11 protein-coding genes are annotated in these 15,380 nt (G+C 64.7%); 8 read left to right on the plus strand and 3 right to left on the minus strand.

Going from position 1 to position 15,380, the window contains the following annotated elements; all coding sequences use genetic code 11:
* Positions 1-15: 15 nt before the first annotated feature.
* Positions 16-2,370, minus strand: a complete 2,355-nt coding sequence (locus PanNE5_RS15545) for a cytochrome P450/oxidoreductase (RefSeq protein ID WP_017231963.1) — start codon at positions 2,368-2,370, stop codon at positions 16-18.
* Positions 2,371-2,600: 230 nt separating this feature from the next.
* On the opposite strand from PanNE5_RS15545, the gene PanNE5_RS15550 reads away from it, so the two are divergent.
* The 3 genes from PanNE5_RS15550 to PanNE5_RS15560 all read left to right on the plus strand — a co-directional run bounded on the left by PanNE5_RS15550 (position 2,601) and on the right by PanNE5_RS15560 (position 5,795).
* The gene (locus PanNE5_RS15550) at positions 2,601-3,524 is read left to right on the plus strand and encodes an IclR family transcriptional regulator (protein WP_261938328.1); all 924 of its coding nucleotides are present in this window, start codon (positions 2,601-2,603) and stop codon (positions 3,522-3,524) included.
* A 150-nt stretch (positions 3,525-3,674) separates the two neighbouring features.
* A complete protein-coding gene (locus PanNE5_RS15555; protein WP_261938329.1) occupies positions 3,675-5,279 on the plus strand; it encodes an ABC transporter substrate-binding protein in 1,605 nt (534 codons plus the stop codon).
* A gap of 390 nt (positions 5,280-5,669) precedes the next feature.
* Positions 5,670-5,795: a hypothetical protein gene (locus tag PanNE5_RS15560; RefSeq protein ID WP_017231966.1), complete on the plus strand. Its 126-nt coding sequence runs from the start codon at positions 5,670-5,672 to the stop codon at positions 5,793-5,795.
* Positions 5,796-5,927: 132 nt separating this feature from the next.
* Here PanNE5_RS15560 and PanNE5_RS15565 read toward each other — a convergent pair whose 3' ends face one another.
* Positions 5,928-6,569 (minus strand): hypothetical protein, encoded by a 642-nt coding sequence (locus PanNE5_RS15565; RefSeq protein ID WP_261938330.1) that lies wholly within the window; start codon positions 6,567-6,569, stop codon positions 5,928-5,930.
* 338 nt (positions 6,570-6,907) lie between these two features.
* Here PanNE5_RS15565 and PanNE5_RS15570 point away from each other — a divergent pair, with 338 nt between their 5' ends.
* Together PanNE5_RS15570 and PanNE5_RS15575 are read left to right on the plus strand one after the other, a co-directional pair.
* Positions 6,908-7,717: a MetQ/NlpA family ABC transporter substrate-binding protein gene (locus PanNE5_RS15570; protein WP_017233376.1), complete on the plus strand. Its 810-nt coding sequence runs from the start codon at positions 6,908-6,910 to the stop codon at positions 7,715-7,717.
* Between the two features lie 167 nt (positions 7,718-7,884).
* Positions 7,885-8,046, plus strand: a complete 162-nt coding sequence (locus PanNE5_RS15575) for a hypothetical protein (RefSeq protein WP_017233377.1) — start codon at positions 7,885-7,887, stop codon at positions 8,044-8,046.
* 28 nt (positions 8,047-8,074) lie between these two features.
* Here the strand turns inward: PanNE5_RS15575 and prpR are convergent, their stop codons facing one another.
* Complete coding sequence (gene prpR / locus PanNE5_RS15580) at positions 8,075-10,204, minus strand: propionate catabolism operon regulatory protein PrpR (RefSeq protein WP_261938331.1); 2,130 nt, start codon at positions 10,202-10,204, stop codon at positions 8,075-8,077.
* Positions 10,205-10,557: 353 nt separating this feature from the next.
* Between prpR and prpB the strand changes: the two genes are divergently transcribed.
* The 3 genes from prpB (at position 10,558) to acnD (ending at position 15,372) form a co-directional block, all read left to right on the plus strand.
* On the plus strand, positions 10,558-11,448 hold the full coding sequence (gene prpB, locus PanNE5_RS15585; protein ID WP_017233380.1) for a methylisocitrate lyase: 891 nt from the start codon (positions 10,558-10,560) through the stop codon (positions 11,446-11,448).
* A gap of 28 nt (positions 11,449-11,476) precedes the next feature.
* Entirely contained in the window at positions 11,477-12,628 is a 1,152-nt protein-coding gene (prpC, locus tag PanNE5_RS15590; RefSeq protein ID WP_017233381.1) for a 2-methylcitrate synthase, read from the plus strand.
* A 146-nt stretch (positions 12,629-12,774) separates the two neighbouring features.
* Positions 12,775-15,372 carry a Fe/S-dependent 2-methylisocitrate dehydratase AcnD gene (acnD, locus tag PanNE5_RS15595; RefSeq protein ID WP_261939855.1) on the plus strand — a complete coding sequence of 866 codons (2,598 nt, stop codon included), beginning with the start codon at positions 12,775-12,777 and terminating at the stop codon, positions 15,370-15,372.
* Positions 15,373-15,380: the final 8 nt, after the last annotated feature.

Genomic DNA, 15,380 nt, shown 5'->3' on the forward strand with positions numbered 1-15,380 from the left:
CGCCGACGCGGCGACCTATAACGCCAGCACCAGCGATTTGCCGCAGGCGCGCGAGCAGCACGACATCATCTTCGTGTTCGCGTCGCGCTCGGCGCGTGTAAGCACCACATCGCGGTGATCCACGTCACCCTCCAGCACCTGCACCTCGCAGGAACCGCACAGTCCTTCCTCGCAGTCGCTCTGGACGTCGATGTTCGCCGCACGCAGCGCCGTGAGCAGCGTCTGATCGGCCGGCACCGTCACCGTAATGCCGGAATCCTTGAGCGTGACGTCGAACGCATGCTCCTTTGCGGGATCGAGCGTGCTCAGTTGCGACTGGAAGTGTTCGACGCGCAGCGTGTCGTCAGGCCAGGGCGCACAGCACTGTGCGAGGGCGTCGAGCATTCGCAGCGGGCCGCAGGCATAGACTTGCGTGCCGTCTTGCGGCGTGGCGAGCAGGCTGGCGTAGTCGGCGCGCTGGCCCTCGTCTTTCACCCACAAATGCAGGCGCTCGCCATGCAGCGCGTGGAGTTCGTCGATCAGCGCCATCGTGCGGCGGCTGCGGCCGCTGTAATGGATCACGTAGTCGATGCCCAGTGCTTTCGCGCGCCGCGCCATAGCGGCAATCGGCGTGACGCCGATGCCGCCCGCAACAAAGATGGCACGACGCGTCGTTTCATCGAGCCGGAAGTGATTGCGCGGACCGCGAATGCGCAGGCGGTCACCGACTTTCACTTGCGTATGAACCCAGTGCGAACCGCCACGGCCTTGCGGTTCGTGCAGGACGGCGATTTCCAGCGCGCCGGTGTCGGCCGGATCGCCGCACAGCGAATACTGACGCGACAGCCCCGTGTCGCCGCATTCGATGTCGATGTGCGAGCCCGGGGCCCAGCGCGGCATCGCGCGGCCGTCCGGGGCGACCAGGCGTAGCTTCACGATGCCGTCGGCCACCGGCAGCACGGACTCGACCACGACCGGACGCGTCACGCTGTGTCCCGAGGGTTCGCCAATGCGCACGGGCGAATGACGCGTGAGCACGGTGGGGTCGCGGCGCTCGGGGTTCTGCGCCGGATCCCACTCGACCCACACATGCTCCGGGCCGCGGAACGAGGTGTTCGGCACATACGTGAAGGTCTGCTTTGCCAGCGTCATGTGCGGCAGCCGGCGCGTGAATTCTTCGAGGAAGATCTGCATTTCCATGCGGGCGAGGTTCTTGCCCATGCATTGATGCGAGCCGTAGCCGAACGTCAACTGATCGCTCGCGTTTTCGCGGCGAATGTCGAACAGGTCGGCGTCGGCGAAGTGCGCTTCATCATGGTTTGCGGACGAGGTCACGATCAGCAGCTTCGCACCCGCGGCGATGTCGATGCCGCCAATGTTGACGTCCCGAGTGACCAGCCGGCGCCATGCGGCGACCGAGCCGTTATGACGCAGACACTCTTCGACGGCGTTCGGAATCAGCGATGGGTCGTCGCAGATCTCGCGCCAGACGTCCGGATGCTGGAGCAGCAGCTTCATGGCGTTCGCGGTGGCGTTGGCCGTCGTCTCGTGCGCGGCCACGATGCCCGCCATCATCATCGAATGCAGGTACGAATCGGTGACGACGTCGGGATAATCCTTTTGCTTGCGAATGCCGTACTGCATCCAGCCCGACCCCTCGGGGTGCTGGCGCATCTTGTCGAGAATCTTGCCCGCCAGTTGCCAGAAATTGCCTACGGCGTGGGCCACGGCCACCTGCTCTTCGGGCTTGGGGCGTCCCCATGTGTTGACCGTGTGCGCGATGGAATACTCGCGCAGCTTGTCCATGTCTTCCTCCGGCACGCCGAGGAAGTGCAGCGCTACCGTGAGCGGCACTTCCCACAGCATCTGGTCGACGAGATCGGCGCGGCCGTCGTTGATGAAGCGATCCACATAGTCGCGTGCGAGTTGGCGCACCAGCGGCTCGTGATGCTTGAGATGCTCGGGCGTGAACGGCTCCATCAACACGCGACGACGCGGCATGTGGGCGGGTTCGTCTTCGTTCACCAGCGTGCGGTTGAGCGCGAAGCCGTAGGAGGCGAGCACGGCATTCGCCTCCGGTCCGGTCGGCGTGATCTTTTCCAGCGCAATCGACGGGCTGAACGTGAGGTTGTCGCGGAAGATCGCCTTGATGTCGTCGTAGCGCGTGACAACCCAGTAGCCGAGCTTCGGGCTGTAGAACACCGGCTCTTGCTCGCGCGCCCAGCGCACGTACTCGGGCGGGTCTTGCTGGTAGCCGTCTTCGAACGGGTCGAAGTCCGCGGCACGGGCGCTCACAGGGCATCCGTTGGGGGCCGTGGCGGCAGGCGTCTGATGAAAGGGGCAGCCGCCGGCGGCGGCCGTGTCGGGGGTGGGGGCAATCGGTTGGCTCATCCGTTCACGCTCTCTGGGTCCGGTGTGACGAGCGCCGCGTTGGGCTCGCGACGACACGCGCAATATGGAACAAGTGTAGAGGAGCGATCACGCGATCGGGCGGTGCGCCTCTCCTCCCTGGAATTTATTAAGCGTAAATATAATACGCATTGCGTAATTTGGTGGACTGGGGTTAACCTCTAGCCTTGCCGATGCCGGACAATATCGCTTTGCATCATAAAATCTCGGCGATGACGACAAGCAAACGACCCACCGCAGACCTCCCGCGCAGCGCCGATACGCCTGTACGCGCGACGACCGGCCTCACGCCATCGCGCACCGATGCCCCTCATGACGACGATGTTACCGACGCACCGCGCGAGCGCGGGCGCCGTCAACGCGTGCAATCGGCCGAGACCGGCATGGTCGTGCTCAAGGGGCTGGCCCGGCTGGGCGGTCGCGCGAGCCTGACCGCGCTCGCCCAGCATGTACAGCAAAGTCCGGCCAAAGTGCATCGGTATCTAATGAGTCTCGTGGAGGAGGGCCTCGTCGCGCAGGACACCGACTCGCAGCACTACCATCTCGGACTCGAAGCGATGCTCATCGGCGTGGCGGCGATGCGGCAGGCCGACCCGGTGCGTGCGGCCGAACCGGCGCTCGTGCGCTTGCGCGAAGCCTTCGATGTCACCTGCTTCATCGCCGTCATGGGCAACAAGGGACCGACCATCGTGCGTTTCGAGGAGCCGGGCCTGCCCGTGACGATCAACGTGCGCATCGGGTCGGTAATGTCGATGCTCTGGTCGGCCGCCGGCCGTGTTTTTCTCGGATGCCTGGACGATCCGCAAGTGATGGCGATGGCCGAAGCCGAGTTGGCCCATGCCTCGCCGGAGCAACGCGCACAGCTCGATGCGTCCGATCCCATCGGCGCGCTGCGTGCCGAGGTGCGCGCCGCGCAGGGGGCAAGCGTTCGCGACACCAACCTGACGGGGATCAGCGCGCTGGCCGCGCCGGTCTTCAACTACGACGGCCGCTTGGTCGGCGTCGTCACCGCGCTGGGTGCCACGGGCGGGTTCGACGCGCGCATGGACGGCCCGATTGGCGAGGCGGTGCGCCGCGAAGCCTTGTCCGCAAGCCATGCGCTGGGCTATCGTCCGACGCTGCCGTCCGGCGCCTGATGGGGCGGCGTTTCGCAGAACTGACGATCGGTTTCAGGATTCGGGACAGCGAGTGTCGGCGCGGGCCCCAACGCAAGGGCGATTGGCCTGAATCTGCGCTATTCTGACCCGCTGTTTTTCACCGTCATCGACTTCCTGGAGGAGACACCCATGCGTCGTCGCTCGCGCCGTATTTTCGCTGCCGCTCTGACGGCCCTGTCGCTGCCGATGGTGCCGCTCGCCGTGCATGCCAAGGCGCTCACCGTATGCACCGAAGCCAGCCCCGAAGGCTTCGACGTCGTGCGCTACAACTCGCTGACGACGACCAATGCGTCGGCCGACCCGGTGTTCAATCGCCTGGTCGAGTTCGATGCGGCGCAACGCAAGGTCGTGCCCAGCCTGGCGACCCAGTGGAGCGTCAGCCCCGACGGCCTGACCTACACGTTCACGCTGCGCCCGAACGTGAGCTTCCACAGCAACAGCCTGTTCAAGCCGACGCGCGCGTTCAATGCCAACGACGTCGTCTTCACGTTCGAGCGCATGCTCGACGACAAGGCGCCGTGGCACAAGCTCACGCCGTCGGGCTTCCCGCATGCGCAATCGCTCTCGCTGGGCAAGCTGATCAAATCGGTGCAGAAGGTCGACGACCACACCGTTCGCTTCACGCTGTCCGAGCCGGATGCCGTGTTCCTGTCGATGCTCTCGATGGGCTTCGCGTCGATTTATTCGGCCGAGTACGCCGACAAGCTCATCGCGATCAACAAGCCGGGCGAGATGAACGCGCGGCCCATCGGCACGGGCCCGTTTGTCTTCCGTAGCTATCAGAAGGACAGCGTCGTGCGGTACGACGCCAACAAATCGTACTTCGGCGGCGCGCCGGCCTCGGATCGTCTCATCTACACGATTGTGCCGGACGCAGCCGTGCGCGCGCAGAAGGTGAAGGTGGGCGAGTGCCAGATCGCGCTCTCGCCCAAACCGGTCGACGTGCAGGCAGCGCGCAGCGACAAGGCGCTCCGGGTGGTCGAGACACCGGCATTCATGACGGCGTTCGTCGCGATCAACACCCAGCACAAGCCGCTCGACGATAAGCGAGTCCGTCAGGCGCTGAACATGGCGTTCGACCGCGCGAACTACGTCAAGCAGGTGTTCGAAGGGGCCGCAACGCCAGCCACCAACGTGTATCCGCCCAATACGTGGAGCTTCGCGAGGAATGTGGTCGCGTATCCGCTGGACATCGCCAAAGCGAAGCAGCTGCTCGCCGACGCGGGCTTCCCGCAAGGGTTCGAGACGACGATCTGGACGCGCCCGACGGGCAGTCTGTTGAACCCGAACCCACGTCTGAGCGCCGAGATGCTGCAAAGCGATCTCGCCAGGATTGGTGTTCGGGCGCGGATCAAGACCGTGGAGTGGGGCGAGCTGATTCGTCGCGGCAAGGCGGGAGAACATGATTTGCTCTTCATGGGCTGGTCGGGCGACAACGGCGACCCCGATAACTTTCTGACGCCGCAGTTCAGTTGCGCGGCCGTGCAATCAGGCACCAATTTCGCGCGCTTTTGCGACAAAGACCTTGACCAGTTGATCAGCGAAGGCAAACGCTCTCATGATCTCGCCGCGCGAACCGTGAAGTATCAGGTCGCGCAGCGCATGATCAAGGACGATGCGCTCTGGATTCCATTGGCGCACCCGATTGCTGCGGTCATCACGCGCGCGGACGTGACCGGATACGAGGTGAGTCCGTTCGGCCGACAGGACTTCTCCGCCGTGCAAGTCAAGTAAGCCCCACGCCGATGGTTCGACCATGCCCGCCGTCGGGGCATGGTCGAGCCGTTGGGTCCTTAAGGGCATTGTCGCGGCATCCCCCCCTCTGGCGAGCGCTCTGCTTCGCCAAACTGCACATCTGAAACCTTTCTGAATTCCACCATTTCGCGTTGAACGGCTACCGGGCGTTCTGTGACGCGAGCCGCTCATCATGCGCGCCTCATGCACCGCTCAACCTTGCCTCATGAACCGGTCGTCCGTGCGGTGGATTGCCACAATGATGGGGCGTGTTGTAGGCGTTTCAGGAACGATACGTTTTCGGCGCACCGCTTCACGATGTCTCGCAAATTAAGGTATTAATTTGTTTTAAATCAATAGTTTACAGTGATTGGCACGGAAATCGCGTATATGAATCGCGTATGGCGAAGCGCCAACCCGAACTTCCAGCAGGCTGTTGGCGAGGTACTCCTGTGCTCGCGTGCATGGGACGGCCAGCTATTGCCCGCGATTTTCGCTGACGTGCTCGCGCCGTAACGCAGCCTATGTTGGCCGAGGGGTGCGTGTGTCGAAGTGAGTGTGCGCGGGGAGGGAACCATGAACGGGTTCAAGGCGACTTTGGTGACGGCAGCCGCAGCGGTTGTGCTGTGCGGCATTTCGATCAACGCATTACATGCGGCGGGAGGCGGTGGGCACGGTGGTGGCGGTGGCATGGGCTTTGGTGGCGGCAGTAGCGGCGGGCTGGGTGCCTTTGGTGGCCCCGGAGGATTTGGGAATGGCTTTGGCGCCGGTGCCGGCATAGGTGGCGCAGGCGGCTGCGGTTGCGGCGGTCACAGTGGCGGCGGCGGTGGGCCCGGCGGCGGCGGAGGCGGGGGGCCCGGCGGCGGTGGCGGTGGTGGTGGTGGTGGTGGTGGTGGTGGTGGTGGTGGTGGTGGTGGCGGTGGTGGCGGTGGTGGCGGTGGCGGTGGCGGTGGCGGTGGCGGTGGCGGTGGCGGCGGCGGTGGCGGCGGTGGCGGTGGCGGTGGCGGTGGCGGCGGTGGCGGTGGCAACGCCCCCGGCGGCAGTGCCGGCGCCAGCAGCGGCGGAGGCGTGGGGGCTTCCGGACCGGGCGGTCGTGGCATCGGTGGCGCGGCCGGCGGAAACGGGCTTGCCGCGTTCGGCGGCCCCAGCGGTTTTGGCGGTGGCGGTGGATGTTCGATGAACGGCTTGAATGGTGAGGAGACGTGCCCCTGAGTCAGTCCCGCGTGGGCCGTCCGCGTTCGGCACAACGCGGGCGGGCGCTTGCCTGCGGCATTTGCCGATGCCTGCCAACGCGCTTTGCAGGTTTATCGTCGGTTCCTGATGCGACCGGCTGACGGCCTCGCCGTCAGCCGTGCCACCCCCCCGGCCCGTGATCAGGCAGTTCTCCCGGCGACACGCCCCTTCGGATGACCGAAGGGGCGTTTTTTTATGCGACCGATGAATCGACGCGCGGAGGATATCGAAATGCCGATTGTGTATTTCGCGTAAACCCGTATCTATGGCAGCATCCTGGGTCTGGGCCGTGCAAGGGCGTTGCCGTCCCTTGTGCGACCGTTGTGGACCCATCAAGTCCGCCCCATCGAACGGGCGCTCAACAGGCGCCAAATGAGCAATAGGAGAAATCGCACATGCTGTCCCGTCAACTGATTCACGCGTTCCTCGGCGCCACGTTTGCGCTGGCCTCTCTCGGTGCCACGGCCCAGACGGCCGCCAAACCCCTGAAGGTCGGCACCATGGCCGGCTCGGATGCGCAGATCTTCGAAGTCGTCAAGAAGGTCGCCCATCAGCGCGGCCTCGAGATCAAGATCATCGAGTTCAGTGACTACGCACAGCCGAACGCCGCGCTCGACGCCGGCGACCTGGACGCCAACGGCTTCCAGCACAAGCCGTTCCTCGACAGTCAGGTCAAGGATCGCGGCTACAAGATCGTGAGCGCCGGTCTCACGTACGTCTCACCGCTGGGCTACTACTCGAAGAAGTACAAGTCGCTGAAGGATCTGCCGAATGGCGCCAAGGTCGGTATTCAGAACGACCCGTCCAACGGCAACCGTGCGTTGCTCCTGCTGCAGAAGGAAGGCCTGATCAAGCTGCGTGCCGGTGCTGGCGTCAATGGCAAGAACGCGACCCCGCTGGACATCGCCGAGAACCCGAGGAAGCTGAAGATCGTGGAACTGGAAGCGGCGCAACTACCGCGTGCGCTGCCGGATCTGGATGCCGCCTCGATCAACACCAACTTCGCGGCACAAGCCGGTCTCGTGCCGAAGCGCGACGCGATCGCCATCGAAGATCTGAAGGGGCCCTACGCCAACCTGATTGCCGTGCGCGCACAAGACCTGAACAAGCCGTGGGTCAAGCAACTGGTCGACGCCTATCACTCCGACGAAGTGAAGGCATTCATCGAGACGCAGTTCAAGGGCGCGCTGATTCCCACGTGGTAATCGTCGGCGTTCCGTGCGATGCGCATCGCGCGCGTCGTTCGTCGTAGGTCATGGACCGGGGTTTCGACCCCGGTTTTTTTATGTCGTCGCGACGGACATATGGCTACGCAGGCATGACATCGTTTGACTAGAATGGAAAGTGAGATTCGGACCGACGGGAGGTCGCCATGTCCATGCTCAACGTTTCGATGATGCTTGTGGCGCTGCTTGTCGGCTTCGCCATCGGCATGTTCTTCGACCATTTCTGGGTAACGCATCACGACGAGCCGTCCCAGCACAGGCGCCTGGATTGGCACGAGATGTGGGACCGCATCCGTCACCAGCACTGACGAGCGGGCCGTACCTGAAGCGCAAGCCTCAGCCGTCGACAGTGTCGCGCAGTTTGCGCCAGAGCGTGGAGCGGCTGATGCCGAGTGCCTCGCAAGCGGCGCCGCGGTCGCCACCGCACGCCGCCAACGTGGCGTGAATGCGGGCAAGGTCTTCGGCTGCGCGACGGGCACGACCTGTCAGCGGCGCTGACGCTGAGTGTGATGTTTCGACGCCGGGGACGCGGGCGCGATGGGTGTCGTGCGCGCCAAATTCGCGTCCGTTGGTCGTGTTGATGACATCGGGCGGCATCGGTGTGCCCAGTTCATCGGTCATCGCGCCCAACTCCGGGGCAATCTCGACCAACCTTGCACGGCTGATCTCGTGCGCGTCGACGACATCCGCGCATACGACGGCAATGCGTTCCAGCAGGTTTTCCAGTTCGCGGACATTGCCCGGCCAGCGATAGGTCGCGAGCAGCGGCATGAGCGACGCCTGCAGCGCTTCGACGCTCATGCGCGCCCCCGCGCGGGCGAGTGCGCGTTCGAGAAAGAGGGGGGTGAGGCGCGGCAAGTCCTCCATGCGTTCGCGCAGTGCCGGCAGCACCATGCGCAGGATGTTGAGCCGGTAGTACAAGTCTTCGCGGAACCCCCCTGCAGCCACCCGCTGGCGAAGGTCGCGGTGAGTGGCCGCAATCACGCGCACGTCGCAGGGCACGGGCTCGGTCGCGCCAAGTCGCAGCACCTCGCGCTCCTGCAGCACCCGCAACAGACGCGTTTGCAGCGGCATCGGCATTTCACCGATTTCGTCGAGAAAAATGGTGCCGTTGTGCGCCGTCTCGAACAACCCCGCCTTGCCGCCGCGCCGCGCGCCCGAGAAGGCGCCGTCTTCATAGCCGAACAGTTCGCTCTCGAGCAGCGTTTCCGGAAACGCCGCGCAGTTGATGGCGACGAACGGATAGTCGCGCCGTCGACTGGCATTGTGAATGCCTTGTGCGAGCAGCTCCTTGCCGGTGCCGCTCTCGCCGTGGACGAGTACGGTCGAGTCGGTCTGGGCGTAGCGGCGTGCCAATGCACGCACCTGCGACATCGCGTCGGAATCGCCGATCAGATCGTCGAGGCGATAGCGCGCCACGAGATGGCGTGGGCGATGGCGCGAGCGTAGCGAGCGATCCACGCGCGCAAACGACTGCGAGTCCTGGCACGTCAGCAGCGCGCCCGTGAGCGTGCCCTGGTCGAGCAAGGGAATGCGATTGATGACCCACGTTTTGCCGGCCATCGAGACAATGGCCTCGAGTTCGGCGCTCGCGCTCTCCAGCGTGCGCGCGATGTCGAGCGCCGGGGCGATGGCATCGAGCGGACGGCCGACCGCATCGGCAACGCTCACGCCGAGCATGCCCGCCATCGGGGCGTTGATCGCTTCGATGCGCCCGTTCAGATCGACGGCAGCGACCCCTTCGTGCAAGTGTCGCAGCACGGTATCGAGCCGCTCGCGGCGTTGCGCTTCGATGCGTCCGAAGCGCGCGACTTCGAGTGCCGTGTCGAACGCGGCGCGCACCGAATCCTGCGAATAGAGAAAGACGCCCGCGAGTCCGGCTCGCTCGGCCAGTTCAGTCACCAGCCCGGGGCCGACAATGACCTCGATGCCTTCGTCGCGCAGCCGGTGCACAAGGTCTTCCGCATCGTGGCGGTCGAAATAGGCGTGTTGCGAGATGTCGAGGTGGAACGCGCTCTTGAAGCGCTCAAATTCTGGCGCGGGTCGGGCATACGACACCAGCGCGATACGCGACGCGGGCGAGGGCGCAGGCCGCGCGCGGCGCGCCCGTGCCAGCGCATGCATCACGTCGAAGCCCGTCACTTTCACGAGCACCACGGGCAGGGCAAGGCGCTCGCGCAGGAAGGCACCGTTCGAGCCAGCGGCGACAATGCCGTCAACACTGCCCGCGGGCAGGCGCTCCAAGGCTTCGATGACGGCTTCATAGCCTTTGTCGATGATCTGCACCTCGGCTTGCGCGGCGTAGTCCGGCACGATGTCGCGGTACAACTCGCCGAGCTTGCTGATGCCCACGGCCCAGATCACGGGTTTTCGAACGGCGGTGACCGGTTGCGCAAACCCCGCGCGCGCGGCGCTCGGAGCCGCCGTCGACAGGCGAGGGGGTATCGCGGGGGAGAAATCTGGCATGACCGGACTCATCGATAGGTGCAGGTGGGTGCGCGGCGCACGGACGCGGGCCACCGCAGGAGACTGACTCGAATCGTAGCATAATGCAACTACACGTTTCATATTATGTTTCAATATGAAACATAGTGCGACGAATGTCCGGCGCGAAGCGACGCATTCGACTTGACGCGCGCGTCACATCCGAGAAGAATTTCCGCTGCGAAATGAATGTCTTAGCGATGCGACGGTGCAGTTGGCGCGCGTCCGGATAGCGGGCTGGCACGGCCATTGCTAAGTACCTTGCCATCACTCAACCCATGTGCGATTTGGCAGCTTCCACCGCCGGCCGCACACGACACGATCGAGGCACTCACGTGACGCAAACCCATCGTTCGGCCGGCGCCGCTTTTCGCGAGGCCGTCAAGACCGAGCAACCCTTGCAGGTTGTCGGCGCCATTAACGCGAATCACGCCTTGCTGGCCAAGGCGGCTGGTTTCAAGGCGATCTATCTCTCCGGCGGCGGTGTCGCGGCGGGGTCGCTCGGCCTGCCCGATCTGGGCATCTCCACGCTCGACGACGTGCTCACCGACGTGCGCCGCATCACCGACGTATGCGATCTGCCGTTGCTCGTCGACGTCGATACCGGCTTCGGGCCGTCGGCGTTCAACATCGCGCGCACGGTGCAGTCGCTCATCAAGTTTGGCGCGGGCGCCATGCATATCGAGGATCAGGTCGGCGCGAAGCGTTGCGGCCATCGTCCCGGCAAGGCCATTGTGAGCCAGCAGGAGATGGTCGATCGCATCAAGGCGGCGGTCGACGCCCGCACCGACGAGAACTTCGTCATCATGGCGCGCACCGATGCACTGGCCGTGGAAGGTCTGCAGGGGGCCATCGATCGCGCATGCGCCTGCGTCGAAGCCGGCGCCGACATGATCTTCCCGGAAGCGATGACCGAGTTGCCGATGTACCGCCAGTTCGCCGATGCCGTGAAAGTGCCGGTGCTCGCGAACATCACGGAGTTCGGCGCGACACCGCTGTTCACTGTGGAAGAACTCAAGAGTGCGCAGGTCGGTCTTGTGCTGTACCCGCTCTCGGCCTTCCGCGCCATGAACAAGGCGGCGCAGAACGTCTATCAGACGATTCGCCGCGACGGCACGCAAAAGGCCGTGCTCGACACGATGCAAACCCGCGCCGAACTCTATGAGAGCATCGGCTACCACGCTTACGAACAGAAGCTCGACGCGCTGTTCGCCCAACAGAAATAACTGAATCCCTGATCCTGGAGGAATGAGCATGAGCGAGACGACTGCCACCGGCTTCAAGCCAAAGAAATCCGTCGCCCTGTCGGGGGTGACTGCGGGCAACACCGCGCTGTGTACGGTGGGCCGTTCGGGCAACGATCTGCATTACCGCGGCTACGATATTCTGGATCTGGCCCAGACCTCGGAGTTCGAGGAAATCGCGTACCTGCTCGTCTATGGCAAGCTGCCGAGCGTGGCGGAGCTGCGCGGCTACAAGGCCAAGCTCAAGGCGCTGCGCGGCCTGCCGGCCGCCGTCAAGGACGCGCTCGAGACCGTACCGGCCGCCGCCCACCCGATGGACGTGATGCGCACGGGCGTCTCGGTGCTGGGCACCGTGTTGCCGGAGAAGGACGATCACAATGTGCCGGGCGCGCGCGACATCGCCGACCGTCTGATGGCCAGCTTCGGCTCGATGCTGCTGTACTGGTACCACTTCAGCCACAACGGCGTGCGCATCGATGTGGAGACCGACGACGACAGCATCGGCGGCCACTTCCTGCACCTGCTGCACGGCGAAAAGCCGTCGGACTTGTGGGTGCGCGCCATGCACACGTCGCTGATCCTTTACGCGGAGCATGAATTCAACGCGTCCACGTTCACCGCGCGCGTGATCGCGGGCACGGGCTCGGACATGCACTCCGCCATCACCGGCGCCATTGGCGCCTTGCGCGGCCCGAAGCACGGCGGCGCGAACGAAGTGGCGTTCGAGATCCAGAAGCGCTATGACTCGCCCGACGACGCCGAGGCCGATATCCGCCGCCGCGTCGAGAACAAGGAAGTGATCATCGGCTTCGGTCACCCGGTCTACACCGTGAGCGATCCGCGCAACAAGGTCATCAAGGAAGTCGCGCACGAATTGTCGAAGGATCAGCAGAATACGAAGATGTACGACATTGCCGAGCGTCTGGAATCGGTGATGTGGGACGTCAAGAAGATGTTCCCGAACCTGGACTGGTTCAGCGCTGTGAGCTACCACATGATGGGCGTGCCCACCGCGATGTTCACGCCGCTGTTCGTGATTGCGCGCACGTCGGGCTGGAGCGCCCACGTCATCGAGCAGCGCATCGACAACAAGATCATTCGTCCGAGCGCCAATTACACCGGTCCGGAAGATCAGCAGTTCGTGCCGATCGACAAGCGCTGAGTCTGCCTGCGTCGGGCCTTCCTTGCCCGGAAGGCCCCGGGGCGGCGGTCGCTTCGCCGCTGTCCCGCGCAGGCGTCCGGCACGCAGGCGCATCGTCTGCTTACGGGTTACGCTGCCATCCACCGGGCCGATACTTTCCTCACATGATGAATTCCGAATACCGTAAATCCCTGCCCGGGACGTCGCTCGATTACTTCGACGCCCGCGCCGCTGTCGAGGCCATTGCGCCGGGCGCCTACGACACGCTGCCCTACACGTCGCGCGTGCTGGCCGAGAACCTCGTGCGCCGCTGCGATCCGGCGGCACTGACCGACGCCCTCAAGCAACTGATCGAGCGACGCCGCGATCTCGATTTCCCCTGGTTTCCTGCTCGCGTGGTGTGTCACGACATTCTCGGCCAGACCGCGCTGGTCGATCTCGCCGGGCTGCGCGACGCCATCGCGGCGCAAGGCGGCGATCCCGCGCTCGTCAATCCGGTCGTGCCGACGCAACTCGTCGTCGATCACTCGCTCGCCGTCGAGTGCGGCGGCTTCGATCCCAACGCGTTCGCCAAGAACCGCGCCATCGAAGATCGTCGCAATGAAGATCGTTTCGACTTCATCAACTGGACGAAGCAGGCGTTTCGCAACGTCGACGTGATTCCGCCGGGCAATGGCATCCTGCACCAGATCAATCTTGAGCGCATGAGCCCTGTGATCCAGGTCTCGGACGGCGTGGCTTATCCGGACACGCTCGTGGGCACCGACTCGCATACGCCGATGGTCGATGCGCTGGGCGTGATCGCCGTCGGTGTGGGCGGTCTGGAAGCCGAGAGTGTGATGCTCGGGCGCGCGTCGTGGATGCGTCTGCCGGATATCGTCGGCGTGGCACTGACGGGCAAGCCGCAGCCGGGGATCACGGCGACGGATATCGTGTTGGCGCTCACCGAATTCCTGCGCAAGGAGAAAGTGGTGTCCGCCTACCTGGAGTTCTATGGCGACGGGGCGGCAAACCTCACGCTGGGCGACCGCGCCACGATCTCGAACATGGCGCCCGAGTTCGGCGCCACGGCGGCGATGTTCTACATCGACGCGCAAACGATCAAGTATCTGAAGCTCACCGGTCGCGAGGACGCCCAGGTCGCGCTGGTCGAGACCTATGCGAAGCAGACCGGCCTCTGGGCCGACACGCTGACGCACGCGCAATACGAGCGCGTGCTTACGTTCGATCTGTCGAGCGTGGTGCGCAACATCGCTGGCCCATCGAATCCGCACAAGCGTGTGCCGACGAGTGAGTTGGCCGCGCGCGGCATCAGCGGCAAGGTCGAAAACGAACCGGGCCGGATGCCCGACGGCGCGGTCATCATCGCGGCGATCACGAGCTGCACGAATACCAACAACCCGCGCAACATGATTGCGGCGGGATTGTTCGCGCGCAACGCCAATCGCGCGGGCCTCACGCGCAAGCCGTGGGTGAAGAGCTCGCTCGCCCCGGGGTCGAAGGCCGTCACGCTGTATCTGGAGGCCGCCGGGTTGCTGCCGGAACTGGAGGCCCTCGGCTTCGGTGTGGTGGCCTATGCGTGTACGTCATGCAACGGCATGTCGGGCGCGCTCGACCCGGTCATCCAGCAGGAGATCATCGAGCGCGACCTCTATGCCACGGCTGTGCTCTCGGGCAACCGTAACTTCGACGGTCGCATTCATCCGTACGCGAAGCAGGCGTTTCTCGCGTCGCCGCCGCTGGTGGTGGCCTATGCCATCGCCGGGACGATCCGTTTCGACATCGAGAAGGATGTGCTCGGGGTCGATGCCAACGGCAAGCCGGTGCGCTTGGCCGACCTTTGGCCGAGCGACGAAGAGATCGACGCGATCATCGAGCGCAGCGTCAAGCCAGAGCAATTCCGTCGCGTCTATGAGCCGATGTTTGCCGCGTCGGTCCACGCGGGCGAGACGGCCGATCCGCTGTACGACTGGCGCGAGATGAGCACCTATATCCGTCGTCCGCCGTATTGGGAAGGGGCGCTCGCGGGTGAGCGTACGTTGCGCGGCATGCGCGCGCTGGCGGTGCTGGGCGACAACATCACGACCGACCACCTCTCGCCGTCGAACGCGATCATGGCCGACAGCGCGGCCGGTGAATACCTCGCGAAGATGGGCCTGCCGGAAGAGGATTTCAATTCCTACGCCACGCACCGCGGCGACCACCTGACGGCGCAGCGCGCCACGTTCGCCAACCCGACGCTCAAGAACGAGATGGTCGTGGTCGACGGGCAGGTCAAGGCGGGGTCGCTCGCGCGTATCGAGCCGGAAGGCAAGATCACCCGCATGTGGGAAGCGATCGAGACGTACATGGCGCGCAAGCAGCCGCTCATCATCATTGCCGGGGCCGATTACGGCCAGGGTTCGTCGCGCGACTGGGCGGCCAAGGGGGTGCGGCTGGCGGGCACTGAAGCCATCGTTGCCGAGGGTTTCGAGCGCATTCACCGCACCAATCTGGTCGGCATGGGCGTCTTGCCGCTCGAATTCAAGCCGGGCACGAACCGCAAGACGCTCGGCATCGACGGCAGCGAAACCTTCGACGTGACCGGTGAGCGCACGCCGCGCGCCGATCTCACGCTGGTCATCCATCGTCGCAATGGCGAGCGCGTGGAAGTGCCGGTGACCTGCCGTCTCGATACGGCCGAGGAAGTGTCGATCTACGAGGCGGGCGGGGTGCTGCAGCGCTTCGCGCAAGACTTTCTGGAATCGTCACAGGCGGCTGCCTGACCTGCCCG

It is taken from the genome of Pandoraea sp. NE5 (assembly GCF_024363545.1).
In the GTDB taxonomy this organism is placed as follows: domain Bacteria; phylum Pseudomonadota; class Gammaproteobacteria; order Burkholderiales; family Burkholderiaceae; genus Pandoraea; species Pandoraea cepalis.

Coding starts and splice junctions, on each gene's coding strand:
- prpR (WP_261938331.1), bottom strand. CDS start 10,204: ATGCCAGATTTCTCCCCCGCGATACCCCCTCGCCTGTCGACGGCGGCT.
- PanNE5_RS15555 (WP_261938329.1), top strand. CDS start 3,675: ATGCGTCGTCGCTCGCGCCGTATTTTCGCTGCCGCTCTGACGGCCCTG.
- prpC (WP_017233381.1), top strand. CDS start 11,477: ATGAGCGAGACGACTGCCACCGGCTTCAAGCCAAAGAAATCCGTCGCC.
- PanNE5_RS15550 (WP_261938328.1), top strand. CDS start 2,601: ATGACGACAAGCAAACGACCCACCGCAGACCTCCCGCGCAGCGCCGAT.
- PanNE5_RS15570 (WP_017233376.1), top strand. CDS start 6,908: ATGCTGTCCCGTCAACTGATTCACGCGTTCCTCGGCGCCACGTTTGCG.
- PanNE5_RS15560 (WP_017231966.1), top strand. CDS start 5,670: ATGAATCGCGTATGGCGAAGCGCCAACCCGAACTTCCAGCAGGCTGTT.
- acnD (WP_261939855.1), top strand. CDS start 12,775: ATGAATTCCGAATACCGTAAATCCCTGCCCGGGACGTCGCTCGATTAC.
- PanNE5_RS15545 (WP_017231963.1), bottom strand. CDS start 2,370: ATGAGCCAACCGATTGCCCCCACCCCCGACACGGCCGCCGCCGGCGGC.
- PanNE5_RS15575 (WP_017233377.1), top strand. CDS start 7,885: ATGTCCATGCTCAACGTTTCGATGATGCTTGTGGCGCTGCTTGTCGGC.